Annotated in this window: 11 protein-coding genes; 6 read left to right on the top strand and 5 right to left on the bottom strand. The window is 50.1% G+C overall.

Going from position 1 to position 12,607, the window contains the following annotated elements:
- Positions 1 to 298 precede the first annotated feature (298 nt).
- The 5 genes from VGS11_04600 (at position 299) to VGS11_04580 (ending at position 5,521) form a co-directional block, all read left to right on the top strand.
- Positions 299 to 925: a hypothetical protein gene (locus VGS11_04600; GenBank protein ID HEV2119369.1), complete on the top strand. Its 627-nt coding sequence runs from the start codon at positions 299 to 301 to the stop codon at positions 923 to 925.
- Between the two features lie 354 nt (positions 926 to 1,279).
- Positions 1,280 to 2,506, top strand: a complete 1,227-nt coding sequence (locus VGS11_04595) for a hypothetical protein (protein HEV2119368.1) — start codon at positions 1,280 to 1,282, stop codon at positions 2,504 to 2,506.
- 72 nt (positions 2,507 to 2,578) lie between these two features.
- Positions 2,579 to 3,148, top strand: coding sequence for a hypothetical protein (locus tag VGS11_04590; protein HEV2119367.1), 570 nt, complete (start codon positions 2,579 to 2,581; stop codon positions 3,146 to 3,148).
- Between the two features lie 504 nt (positions 3,149 to 3,652).
- Positions 3,653 to 4,951, top strand: a complete 1,299-nt coding sequence (locus VGS11_04585) for a hypothetical protein (GenBank protein HEV2119366.1) — start codon at positions 3,653 to 3,655, stop codon at positions 4,949 to 4,951.
- A gap of 6 nt (positions 4,952 to 4,957) precedes the next feature.
- Entirely contained in the window at positions 4,958 to 5,521 is a 564-nt protein-coding gene (locus tag VGS11_04580; protein ID HEV2119365.1) for a hypothetical protein, read from the top strand.
- A 437-nt stretch (positions 5,522 to 5,958) separates the two neighbouring features.
- Here VGS11_04580 and VGS11_04575 read toward each other — a convergent pair whose 3' ends face one another.
- Together VGS11_04575 and VGS11_04570 are read right to left on the bottom strand one after the other, a co-directional pair.
- Complete coding sequence (locus tag VGS11_04575) at positions 5,959 to 6,384, bottom strand: putative toxin-antitoxin system toxin component, PIN family (GenBank protein HEV2119364.1); 426 nt, start codon at positions 6,382 to 6,384, stop codon at positions 5,959 to 5,961.
- Between the two features lie 9 nt (positions 6,385 to 6,393).
- On the bottom strand, positions 6,394 to 7,650 hold the full coding sequence (locus VGS11_04570; protein ID HEV2119363.1) for an AAA family ATPase: 1,257 nt from the start codon (positions 7,648 to 7,650) through the stop codon (positions 6,394 to 6,396).
- Between the two features lie 114 nt (positions 7,651 to 7,764).
- Here VGS11_04570 and VGS11_04565 point away from each other — a divergent pair, with 114 nt between their 5' ends.
- Entirely contained in the window at positions 7,765 to 8,181 is a 417-nt protein-coding gene (locus VGS11_04565; protein ID HEV2119362.1) for a hypothetical protein, read from the top strand.
- Positions 8,182 to 8,878: 697 nt separating this feature from the next.
- On the opposite strand, the gene VGS11_04560 is transcribed toward VGS11_04565, so the two are convergent.
- From VGS11_04560 to VGS11_04550, 3 genes are all read right to left on the bottom strand, one after another.
- The gene (locus tag VGS11_04560) at positions 8,879 to 9,109 is read right to left on the bottom strand and encodes a hypothetical protein (protein ID HEV2119361.1); all 231 of its coding nucleotides are present in this window, start codon (positions 9,107 to 9,109) and stop codon (positions 8,879 to 8,881) included.
- Between the two features lie 1,347 nt (positions 9,110 to 10,456).
- Complete coding sequence (locus VGS11_04555) at positions 10,457 to 10,660, bottom strand: hypothetical protein (GenBank protein HEV2119360.1); 204 nt, start codon at positions 10,658 to 10,660, stop codon at positions 10,457 to 10,459.
- 219 nt (positions 10,661 to 10,879) lie between these two features.
- On the bottom strand, positions 10,880 to 12,559 hold the full coding sequence (locus tag VGS11_04550) for a peptide-N4-asparagine amidase (protein ID HEV2119359.1): 1,680 nt from the start codon (positions 12,557 to 12,559) through the stop codon (positions 10,880 to 10,882).
- Positions 12,560 to 12,607 lie beyond the last annotated feature (48 nt).

Here is a 12,607-nt window from a genome sequence, read left to right as displayed (position 1 = left end):
CCTTGGACCTTCCCTTATGGATACTCTCTTCCGTGGGAATTTACCCGATACCAAGAAAGTCGAATCGGTTCATGGTAGATGGTGGGCCCGCCCGGATTCCCCATTCCCTGGAAGCGAACTTTTTTGGCCCAAGAAATGTCGCCACGAGTTCGCCGTTCTACTTTGCTGACGGATACTTCGAAGGGGCCTGAAGGCAGAGTCAAAGAGCCTCAGAGATCTAGCCCAGCTGGAAGGATACCCGGTTGAGTGGTCAAAGCTAGAGAAATACGACGAGATCCGAGCCTCGGAAGACAACAAGATGGCGGGCTTCCTTGCGAACGAGATCAATGTAAGAGATGCATGGAAGCTGATGATCACATTGACAAACTGCTGTCCACTCACTCTTCAGAACGCCTTCCTGGACCGAACGCACAAAGCGATCCTGCATTCCTGGTATATTGAACATGGGTATCTGCCCATTGAGTATCCTAACCCCGGAGACTCCCTTATTGTCAAAGGGCCAATCAGAGAAGCAGTTCCTGGGTGTTACGAAAACGCCTCAATGGTCGACGTCAAATCCGCCTACCTGACATGTGCGTCGTCGAAGCAGCTGCGACTTTACGACGAAGAGGATCCTCCCGCATTCACGTCGGTCATGCAGAAGTTCCTTGAGTTGATTCGGCAATTTCCGAAACAGAAACCGATGCTAAAATTCCTCGCAGTCTCACTTGTGGGTAGTCAGCATTCGGACAACAACTTCCTCAGGCGCCAGACCATCTACACGGATGTGGTCGAGGGATTCGCTGAGGAATTCGCGGGGTACCTCTCCAAGCTACCTTTAAGTCCTTTCTACATTCACACTGACGGGTATCTAACATCGACGAGCATGCAACCTCCTCCCTTCGCTGGCTACGAGTTGCCCATCGGCTCACGCGACCCCGGCTGATCGAGAAAATCCTGATCTGCAGTAAGTGTGGCTTTCGATGTTCGACATGCCGAGTGTAGGGTCCTATGCCCCGGAGAATCCAATAGGCTAAACTGGTGGGCCCGCCCGGAACCGCCACCACAGTTGGCACTTTTTTTGGCCCCGAGTTCGTCTACTAGCCCGACGGTACGGGAGAGTTACACACTCAGTCACACGCACTATCCCCATAACGAATTGCTATAATTTGCCACGTTGATTCCTTCCTTTTTTCCACAAGTAAATGTACATTCTATGTGATTTGTGGTCAAATGTAAACGCGCCTTTTAAAACAATTTGTGGGAACATCTGAGTTTGCAAAATTTGATTTCTCTAGCAATGAAGGCGTCGAAAGCTAAGCAATTCTATCTGATTGTGTTGCTAATGATGGCGGCAATTTCAATGCTACCCCTCTCGCGAGTGTATGGAGTTTCTTCTACCGGCGGAAGTGTCAAAGGGACAAACGCGTCCCTTTCGTACATTGAACTCCAGGAAAATCAGCTTGCTTCGTCCGTTGATTTTGCCAAGGCCATCTCTTTAGCCACCAGTTCGCCCGCGTTCCAGTCAATAACAAGTGCAGCAACATATCAATTCAACAGTATCTACGAGGAGTTCTCTTGGTCACCCTTCGCCGCGACACCATCGGTGGTTATGAACACCGTGAACGTTGTCTACTCTCATCGCAGTACGGACCGAAATGGAACCAATGTTGTCGCCGTTGAGGACTCTGGCTTAGCCCGAATCGTAAAGCTAACAATTCAAAACGGAATTGGAATGCGTGTGTGCGATTACTCATGGAACTGTTCCTGCTCAGGCAACTGTCAGTTTTCAGGCATCTGGGATGGCTGGGAGTTCAGCCTAGGCACGCAAGGGGTCTTTGAATCCACTGCCCACTGGACTGTTCCTCAGGCCCACGTCCCTTTGAACTCGGTAACCGGAGCCAATTGTAACTGGCCCACCCATTGCGACTTTGCGCCATGGGTGGGTCTGGCAGAGAACGCAGGAGGATCCTGCGCCGCGAGTCAGTATGGTTGCATAGTTCAGGGCGGAACGGATTCCGGACAACAGTGCGGATGTTGCGGTTGTGGGCCGAACAACGGAGGATACTATTGGCCCTGGTACGAGTTTTTGCCAGCGAATCCTGTTGTCTGTGGGAACACTACAGATTCGAACATTCGCTACGGCGACTCATACTCGGAAGACGTTAAACAAGTCATCGGCTCCACTATCTATTACATAACTGGCAATGACCTCACTACCGGCTATGGATGCAATGGCCAAGCAAACTACACTTCTTTCGACAATACGCGGAACTGCTACTATTCTCCAACACCATGTGCCAACTTTGCCGAAGTCATAGGAGAACGACAGAATACACTGCCTGCATTCAATCGATACACCACTAGCCAGTGCACAGTCGATCCTGGCCCGAACCCAGTGGGATGCCACAATATAATAGCGAACGAGTATTACATGGCAAACTGCGGCTACACAAACGTTGGGCATCTTGCACCGGACACATCAGACTCCTGGACGACATCCTACTTCGGCAGTAGCTGCACGTAGAACTCCTCAGCAGAACGCGTATCTCCCAAATTTTTTACGATCAGTATCTATGATTATGGGGAAGATATCCTAATGAAGAGCATGGCTATCACCCAAATCAAAATCTTAGCAAACTTCGTCAGCTCAGCACTGACGCTCGGATCGATATTTGTTCCCTGGATCAGCTACAGCACAGGCGGAACGCTCACGCTCATCCAAGCCCAGGATGCATGGTTGTCAGCTGCCCTCGTCTCCTCTGGAGGGATCATCTCATTATTGTCCAGATACGGCGGTCTTTTGTCAATGGCAGGCCTATGGCGATTCGCTGCGGGCCCTCCCGTCCCTCTTCTCTTTACAGCATCAAACGTGACGATTACATCATCCTTTGAGACAGGCTTTTGGCTGGCCTGGGTGGGAGCTACAACATCTCTTGTTAGCAATTCTTGGATTCTTCCGTTTGGACTCCCGAAGACAGAAGCGGACTGGAAGAACTTTGGCTTGATCCTATTTCCAATAGGCGTGGTCGCGACCGTCTTCGGATTCGTACTCCCCATACCGGGATCGATAATTCTGACTCTCGGCGGACTGATAATCCTCGCCACGTGTCTTGTCCTGCTTCTTCTCGTTCGAGGACACCGTCTGGCACAGACTCCCGTATCGTAAATGAACACAGCCTCCAATCCTCTCGAATCTCCGATGTCTCAACGTTAACGTGGTGGGCCCGCCCGGATTCCCCATTCCCTGGAAGCGAACTTTTTTGGCCCAAGAACTACGACCTTAAGGTCCCCGTATTACTTTACCGACGGATGCTTTGTTGGACCTGAAGGTTCGACAAGATTTCAAAGTTCCAAAGAATACCGGTCGCTACCCGGGCTTCATCCGGTAATTGTTGATCGTTGGACCTATACCGACCACGCGCGCAAGACATGGATTCCCGTAAGCACGCTGGCCGCTCATACATCCGGCATTCGATTCGAAGAGAACCTGCCTCCAGTCTCGGATTGGCAGTGTCTCGATATTGAGACTGATACGAACGGATTCAAACTAGCTGTCCTGAACGATGTCGTATTCACTAGCCCAAGAACGCTTGTCGAGACCGTTCTCTCTGGCCGAGACGCCGGAAGAAAGGTTGTCTGTGGTTTCAACAGTTTTAAGTTTGACAACAGGGTGCTCGGAAAGCTAGGCCTTATTCCCAGCATAACGTCGGGACCCTTCACAATCCACTATTTTCCTCAGATGCTGAACGTAGATCTCTGGTACTGGGCCCGCTACCACTATCCGGACACTGAGTCGAAGAGTCTCCGAGATTTGGCCGCGCTCGAGGGCTATCCCGTCGACGATTCTAAACGAGCTAACTACGACGAGACCCGTGCAGCCGAAGATAATCGCATGACCCGATTTCTCGCGGAAAAAATCGATGTGAGAACAGCTTGGAAACTAATGGTTGAATTGACGAACTGTTGCCCACTGATACTACAGAACAACTTTCTGGACAGAGCCCACAAGGCAATCCTTCACTCGTGGTACCTCGAACATGGGTATCTTCCTCTCAAGTATCCTCATTTCGGTGAGTTAGTGCCTGTCAAGGGTCCTATTCGCAACGCTGTTGCTGGCGTCTACGAAGACCTTGCAATGTTCGACGTGAAGAACGCTTACCTGACCCGGGCGTCGTCAAGACCCATACGTCTCTACAGCGAAGAGGACCCGCCAGTATTCACATCCGTGATGCAGCTGTTCGACCGTCTAATCCGGGAGCATCCTGCCCAGAAACCCATGCTGAAGTTCCTTGCGGTTTCACTGGTCGGTAGTCAGGGCTCTAACAACAATTTCTTGCGAAGACAAGGCGTGTACAGCGAGATTGTCGAAGGATTTGCGAAAGAGTTCAGCGACTATCTAGCCAAGATTCCTGTGAAGGTTCTTTTCGTGCATACCGATGGCTTCTTGGCGCCAGCGAGTCTTGTCGTCCCGGGTTTTGGCGGTTACGAACTGACAATCAAGAGCAAGTATCGATGGGTCGCAGTCTATGACAAACAACGAACCTTAGGGCTCCTCGATGATAATCCGCCGAAGGTACGAGCGAGGGGATTCCCAACATTTGGCAATAACTATCCCCTTATCCTACGATGGATGCGCGATAGGTTCTATGATCTTCTGGCCACCGTCTCCGACTCAAAGGAGGCGAGAAGAGCGCTATTGGATCCTAAGCGATTCGTGCGCGAGAGCATCAGACTCCCACGAGACAGGAGTCTCTGGGAGTCGACCATTTGGAAGGAGAACGAAATGTTCCCACAAAGGTGGGACACTCGGAGTCCTGTCTGGAATGCATGGAGTCGATTCGAACTAGGCCCAAACAGGTATCGGTGGCCGCGACTCTGGGTCCGATACCAGATCGAGCTGATGTTTGACCAGTACAGACTTCCTATCGAAGTCTCGCCGAGAATATCCCACCCACACGGGAGGAGTTGAGAGGAGTTGTCGAAATCCCGGCCAAGCGAAAACTTCTCACTGGTTGGAAACCATGTGCGAATTACGAGGGGCGGCGATCGCCCGAGACTCAGCTTCTACGCCGCTCAGCACACAATGGATTCGAACGGTTATCTTCGCGTTGAGAGTGTCAAGTATTTAGGCTGGCGAAACGCAACCAAGAACGAACGGAACATCATTAGGAACTTTCGTCCGTCTATCGCTCTTGTACCGGGCGAGCGAAAAGCCTTAGCTTCCTACCGAAACATAGGAATTCGAGATCGATATTCACGTCCACACAGCATTAGGCCTGGCCCTCAATACGATGGTCCTCCGAAGCAACCAATCCAGAAACTAAGAGTGCAAGTACATTATGTCGATCAAGGTACTCTGAAGACTCAACGTATTCTGTATCGCTTCTACGACAACAAGACCATCCAACGTTTTCAGAAACTTGAACAATCGGGCCGACTGCCTTTCCCTCTGTCAGGCAACATTGTTGATTACGGTCTAACGCCTCACTCCTATCGATTGAAGCAGTTCAAGGCGAGAACGAGAGGTCACGGGTCCTAGGATAGAGTAAGAAACAGCTATCTTGTCGATTGTACCCGTAAAAGGCATGGTCTTTGTTTGCCCCAAGTGTCAAGAGAGGACTCGGTTTCATCTGGAAAGAAGAGGCGACGTGCTTCAGGTAATGTGTGAGGCTACCAAATCTTGCGGTTGGTCGATGAAGGTTATGATGGTCGAAGACGGACCATTCTCGGTTGAGTAAATCTCCCCAACGGCTCGTCATGGGCCGTCAAAGTATCATTTTCTCGAGGTTCAACTAGTGGGACATGTTCTGGCGGAATGATGACAATTAAAACTGCAAATAATATTGTCAATGAAAACCTCGGATGCTTTTGAAGCCAGAAATCGGGAACTTCCGGTCCTGCCGCAATCGTTTGGTGGCTTCGGGTCGATGACGTTACTCAATTTGCCTCTTCAGGTCGCTCGGACATCAAGCTGATCTATTCGGGCAATGCAATGTAATCTACAGGTCTTAGAACCTCGATATGGTGGCTTGCCTTGATGTGGTTTCGGTTGTTCCACAAGTGGCGTTGGTCACTCGTGATTAGATACTTCGCGCGAGCGGACTTTGCTGCTGACACGACATGTCGATCCTCCTCGTCTATGTCCAGAAGCGGTTTGTCGATCGCTGGAACCTTAACCACTTTGTTGTAGGACGAAAGTTCGGACAAGCGAGTAGTTATCATGTAAGGAACTAACCCCGAAAATTTGGTCGCCAAGGTCGTCTTGTATTCGTCCAGTAACTCTTCGTGGATGGCTACCCGATCAAATCTCCTGATTATTTTCTGGTAGACTCGCCCTTCCGTGTCTGAGCCTGCTAGTATGTTCAGAAAAACCCCTGTATCCAAGATGAGCATGTCAGTCATGGGGAGAATTCACTCAGTGGGTACATCATCCAAGAATTCTTTCAGAAGCTTCGTCTCGGTTGCTGAGAACGAGGGAATCCATTCTCTTAGGCGACCCTCGGGACTTACTTCGAGCTTCCTCGCGGAGGATCCCTCAGGTCTCTTTTCGAAATGGTACACTGCAATATCTTTGGCTGACAGTGTCTTTTCCGAGATCGGTTTCCAAAGGGACAGAGAGAGGAATGGGCTGTGGGTCGTGACGATTATCTGAACTCCTCTGCTTACTGCCTCTGCAAAGAGCGATGGAAGAAGTGTCTGGGATTCGGGGTGCAAACTGATTTCTGGCTCTTCAATCACAGGGGTAGTCCCGCGCTTGCTCCAAAAAATCTGGGTGATGAAGGTCAGAGCCTGTCTAGAGCCGTGACTAGCTAACGAGGTTTCTATGACATTCTTAAGCTGAGGCTCGACGTAACCCGACGACAAACGCGCCGCTCCAGCCCATCCCGCCTTCATTCCTCCTAGAGAGAACGTCTCCGCCCACTTGCTGATTTTGGCGGCTGCTTCGTCGTATTCTCTACTCCCCCAAATTCTTGACAGAATGTGATTTGTCATCGAACCATCCGTACCAACCCAAGAAGGATCAGGTCCACTCACAGAGTCAAGGTAGAATTTCGACGCTCCTCGGAATGCAGAAATGAAGAAGAACTCGTATTGAAGGAAATTTGAAATGTAGTTTCTGACAGATTGAGCGACTCTTAGCCTCTCCATCATTTGGGAGTTCGCTACCGAAATCCCAAAGATATTGGAATGAAAGATAGCTCTAGGATCGACCCCTGGGTGGTGTTGGAATTGGGGAAATCCTTGCACATTGTAGGTCGGAGTTCCGCTCTTTCGCGGATCCCATTCCATCGTAGCAATGTCATTTCCGCCAATTCTTGCAGTTTGAAGTGCTTCGGCAGGATCGTATCTATACCTGATTAGCATTCCCGGCGAACGCAGGCCACGATCTACGTCTAGCGACCTATCGAGAGTAAGTGAAATTTGGAGAAGTCGGGAAAGTTCTCCTTTGTGGACGAAGCTCTGAGGCGAAGCATATCTAACATAATCTCCACTGTGAATATTGAATTGGGCTTGACCGATACTCTGAGACAGAAGGCACAATGCCTCAAGAATAGAAGACTTGCCCGCCCCGTTAGGTCCAGTCAGGATTGTTAGAGGCTTAGGCTGGATCTCTACCCCATTATCACCGATCGACTTGAAATTAGCAACGTAAAGATCTGACAGCATCAGAGCTTCTTGAGGTGTTTGATGCGGATATAGTGCTTCCTGCGTTGATCAACGGGGTTGAGAGCGGCTTCAGCCGGAAAGCTAATCTGAGGGTCTCTAGGTGTATGCTGTCAAATGAACGATGGTGATGAGACGCCTCTAGTCAAGGCGCGAGTCACTCCGCTAGAGCTACTCCAATACATATACTACACTTGGAGTATCATCGACAAAATACGGCAAGCACTACCTTGGTTCCGCAGGAACATTCGTCGCCTCTCAAAAGTCAAATCTATTGTCGAGAAGATCAGACCCTTTACAGCGATCCTCACTTTCGCGGCGATGGTGATTGGGCTCCAGTCGATCTCTCCGCCCGGCATTTCTATATCTCATGCTATAACCTCATACGCTACTCATTCAACCTCAACTTGGGGGCCGGGAGGACCTCCACCGCCTCTGCAAGCAGCAAATCCCTACCTGAGTCTCGCTGTGGTCGGGTCATTCAGCGTGATGATTTTCTTGTCGTTTCGTCCACGCTCTCGATTCCGACACTAGCATGCAACTTTCTAGCTCAACAAGAGTTCGGAGCCAGACAACCAGGACTATCTTTAGCGCAACCAGCGGACTCGAAGCAAGTAGCGTTAACCTTCCTTTCTTCTTCTCCGCCTGTTCGCGGACCCCGCCTTAATTGACTCCCAGTTTTCTGAGCTCATGAAGGAACTGGTTGTTTTCCCAGTCGTTTGGCCACAGCTCCATTACGCGTAGTGCCGTCCCGACGAGACGATCCGTTGATCGTTTTTCTAAAAGAAACCGTCTGGCACTATCGTTTAGGAACCTCTCGATTGCGTCGGCCGTCGCGAACTTCTCGGGGGTTCTTGGTCTTCTCTCGCCTGAGAATTTCGAGTAACAATCGTACACGGACCATTTTTTGATTCCTGCTATTCTTGAGAGGTTTCATGTGGTGTACACACGCCCTCCTCCATCTAATAGGATTTGGATTAGCGCGAGCAAATTCATGCATGCAGACAACGGAGGGGCCTGACAGAAATGTTAGCGTAGAAGCATTGGTCAATCGGTCAAAGCGGTCAATCTGGTCGAGATTCGCAAGGCCTTCTCTTTGGCCTGTTATTCTAACTATGCGAGTTCGTTTGCGTCGAACTGGTGAAGGCTGGTGAAGTGGAAGCCACTAAAGCCCCGTGAATCAGAAATTGTTGGGCACTATTTTCTGGTGAAATGGTGAAATGTGGTGAAGCTAGTCACTCTTTGCCCTCTTTGGTCCAAACAGTTGAGGGCGTCTGATCTCGTCTACTTGCATTTCAATCAGTCCCACGGTTCCGTGTTCTTTAGTAAATTCCTCGATGATCGACTTCACCTCTCTTTTATCAACCGCAGCGACCTGGAATCTCGCTAGTACCTTGTAGATTCTCGTGATACCTGGGTTCTTCTCTTCCTCGTGCATTTCCTGAGAGGTTAGGTTTCTCACGGTGTTCCCTGATTGAGAGAGTTGCTATCAGTCGTTTAAGTGTACTGGACCGGTGCTTGAAAAGTATCTTACCCGTCAGCTCACTAGCTTTTCAATCGAACCTGTTTGGTGAGGAAAGGCTACCGAAATCTCTCGGTTCCAAATGAACTATATGTGGAGCTTGAGCGATTCGTAGCCGATTCTAGCGGACGTTATGTGTCAGTGGCAGAGGCCGTTAGAGAGTCCGTGAGAGAGTTCCTTGACCGAAAGTCAGCGGAGAAAAAGTGAACCCTGAAAGCCTCAGTTAGGCTCCTCCTTTCCCCCTATCCTCACCATGGAAAAAGATGGGGGGGCTGACCCACAAATGCACTTCTATGAGCGGGACTTCTGAAGGTGGTGGAGACTATGCGGGCCTAGGTCTCGTTTGGCGGTGATCGGGGGCGAAAGTTCTGGGACTTGCTTTCTCTGCGGTAAGGTTGGGAACTAGGGGAGACAAGCACCTACAAGGTTCTGTGACACCCACTGGGACTTTCATCCTAAAACGCGATTGTTTCAATTTCTGAACCCAGTTCTTGTTTTTCCTTGTTCGTGAGACCGCTGAACGGTCCTCTATCTGAGTTTATTCCCATAGCAACATGACAGTCCTTACCCCCAATGGGGGTCCTGTAAATTCCAACTCGCTTTCGTCGCCTACCCGGAGAGAAGTCCGGAAAGCGTTTCTCAGGTCGAAACAAATTCAAGATTCTCTCCCGTAAGTCCTTGCCGACAGACACCAGCATGACGTCGGGGCGTAAGATACGGACCAAAGCACTCCAAAGGTCTGGTCCTTCTCTTAGCAACATGGATCTCGCTCTCGCGCTGAGATGACTCCATGTAGGATTGGTTGCGAGGGGAGAACAGAGGTCGGTATGCAAGGCGCACCCCTCCATGTTCAAGTTAGTCCTATAATCTGAGCCGATCGCATTGAGTAATGGGAAATAAGAGCTGAACCATCTCCAATAGGGCCTAATCTCAAAATATTGATCAAGGCATAGCAGGTAGTCTTCGCAAAACGATTTGTCGACGATACTCCGTCCTTCGAGCTTCTTAGCATGAGGGAACCTCAGACCAATGTCATAAGTCTCTCCCTCGTCTCGAAACTCTTTGTCCGATGGGTTTAGTCCGACTGTCACAATTTTCCTCTTGGACTCGAGATACTTGGGAAAGTTCCCAAAATACAGGACCGGAATGGACGGTCTAACCACGAAAGCCTCATGCGTGAAGGCGTGGTTGATCCTCCAAACAATTACAGTTTTCTCGGTAAGATCTGCCTGTCCTAAAGACAGAGTAACGCCTCTCCCGGTTCCATGCCTTCACCCATGGCTGCCCCTACGACTTGAACCCTTTCGCGATACTCCCGCGCTTCCATTCTGGGAACCTATCGAGGTGGACGGCGAGAACGAGTTCCTTTCCGGCTAAGAATATTCGATAGTCGGGATTCTCAGCACCCTCAATGCCAAATCGAACAAGCGACCTAATCGCTCGGTGAATATGCTTGTCGAGCTTGTGCAAGTTCCTTGAGGCTTTCTTCATTTGCCCTTCTCACCTCCGCCACTCATTACCTCTGATACTCCCAGGAAAACTCCTATTAGCGGTACGATGTACTGGACTCTCTCTCAAACGGTAAAGATCATCAGATATGGGGATGGGAGCAATCAAGATACGACTTGTCCGCTTCGTTCGGGCTCATGTAGAGGGTTGAAGCAATTACTCTCACAAAGTTCGGCGTTCTCAGTAACGCATGTCTAGTGGTCAACCAACTATAGGTAATATCTGAAGTGATACGCTAGCAGCTATTTTGGGGCAGACGGTACTATTCACGTCGGACGTGATAGAGCCTAGAAGCACCCCTATGTAGTGGTTGGAGCAAACATTCCTATTTGCAACGTAATGTTCGCTTGTCAGCCCGGCGTGTTCAGCATGAATTATGTCGACAACATACGTTTGCGACAAATCATTCGATCCTGTATTTGTCTTGGACGTATGCGCAGAGACTTGGTCTACTGTATAGGTAGTCAGGATTCCTACAGGTCCAGACTTTGCAGGCAATCCTTCTCTGATGGTGACGCCGTAGGAATCAATTGCAGTTCGAAAAGTGGTTCCATTGGGCGCGATAATGGTAGTTGTGGTTGTCACCACGACATTTGCCATCAGATCAGCCGACAAATCCAAGATATTTGGTACTAGGTTGTCGTTGAAGAACATGTTCTGCTGCACTTCGGTCGTAATTTGTCCGGTCGATGTATTCACGTAGCCTGAAATGTTGATCTTGCGATTTGCGCTGGTCTCAAAGGGCCAGAGCGGGGCCACTTCCAAGGTTGCGCTCCGTGCAATACTGTAATTGACAAGTTTCCCGGTCGTCCGATTCGAGGAATCCAGAGAGAGGAGTAGATTGCCGTCTACAAGCCAGTACCCATGGTTATTGGTTACTTGAATGGCGAGTCCGTGAGCTTTTCCATCTCCCAAGATTCCGATGAAAGGAGTGAGGTCGATCAGATATGGGGGAATGTTGAGAGCGTTGACCGGTGGAATAGACTCCCAAAGGTCCGAGCCCAAGCCTCCCATGTAGATCAACGGGAAGGGCCAAATCACTCCTACAAGCGTTTCATCAATCAATATCTGAATCTCTCTGAAAGATTCTCTCGAGTTAGGGCCGCTGCAACTGGTGTTTGGAACCAGGTTGCTAGAGAACCATGTTTCGTCACATGAGTGAGCCGTGGCATAAAGCTCGAAATACGCCTTCTCGATGTTAACTGGAAGCGAAATGTTCTGTGAAGCTAAAGCGTCACGCCCAATTCCGAACCACGGAATCGGTCCCGAGTTAACAACGCCAACGATGATCGTAGGATGACTGATGACCGGATTAACAGAGTTTGTCAAGTAGAAGGTTAGCGAGGCACTTGCGAACATTTTACCAGATGGGGCGCTGATAAGAATCTTGACAGTCTGATTCTGAGCCAGCAAGCCCGCGTACTCGCTGACATCCTTCTCCACATGCCATCGCTGGCCTCCAGTTTCAGGAGTTGTAAATCTGAAAATCTCTGATGGGCCCACCCACACGCCCCCGACATGGTCGTACTGACTTATTGGAACGGTACCGTTCCAATCCAGAACGATCATCGACCAAGGGGGTTGACACGACGTGGGAGGAGCGTAGTGGCCAAAGAATGGTTGGTTAACACCGGACGCGAATGTTTGGTTCTCTAATAGGATCAGTTTGCATGACTGGGTACCAGGCCGTCTAATCGGAGGTTCCGCAGTCAACACCGTGGGAAGCGTACCGGTAAGGAGGGGTGCAGTCAGGTCATAGCCGACAGAGACCACTGGAAATAGCAGAACGACGTAGGTGGCTATCGTCAGAGTCTTCTTGGCACGTAGCCGATAGTCTTCGTCGAACAAGTGTTCGGGGAAGCTTCCCTCTTCTTGACCCATCGGACCTAGCCTTTCTGGGTTGTGGGATGGGTTCCTACTTGAAGGCCA

Source organism: Candidatus Bathyarchaeia archaeon, from assembly GCA_035935655.1.
GTDB lineage: Archaea > Thermoproteota > Bathyarchaeia > 40CM-2-53-6 > 40CM-2-53-6 > 40CM-2-53-6.
This window is presented reverse-complemented; position numbering and strand designations above follow the sequence as displayed.

What these genes read in the sequence shown, in the direction of transcription:
- VGS11_04600 (HEV2119369.1), top strand. Translation starts at nt 299, where the DNA reads ATGGCGGGCTTCCTTGCGAACGAGATCAATGTAAGAGATGCATGGAAG.
- VGS11_04595 (HEV2119368.1), top strand. Translation starts at nt 1,280, where the DNA reads ATGAAGGCGTCGAAAGCTAAGCAATTCTATCTGATTGTGTTGCTAATG.
- VGS11_04590 (HEV2119367.1), top strand. Translation starts at nt 2,579, where the DNA reads ATGAAGAGCATGGCTATCACCCAAATCAAAATCTTAGCAAACTTCGTC.
- VGS11_04575 (HEV2119364.1), bottom strand. Translation starts at nt 6,384, where the DNA reads ATGACTGACATGCTCATCTTGGATACAGGGGTTTTTCTGAACATACTA.
- VGS11_04570 (HEV2119363.1), bottom strand. Translation starts at nt 7,650, where the DNA reads ATGCTGTCAGATCTTTACGTTGCTAATTTCAAGTCGATCGGTGATAAT.
- VGS11_04565 (HEV2119362.1), top strand. Translation starts at nt 7,765, where the DNA reads ATGAACGATGGTGATGAGACGCCTCTAGTCAAGGCGCGAGTCACTCCG.
- VGS11_04555 (HEV2119360.1), bottom strand. Translation starts at nt 10,660, where the DNA reads ATGAAGAAAGCCTCAAGGAACTTGCACAAGCTCGACAAGCATATTCAC.
- VGS11_04550 (HEV2119359.1), bottom strand. Translation starts at nt 12,559, where the DNA reads ATGGGTCAAGAAGAGGGAAGCTTCCCCGAACACTTGTTCGACGAAGAC.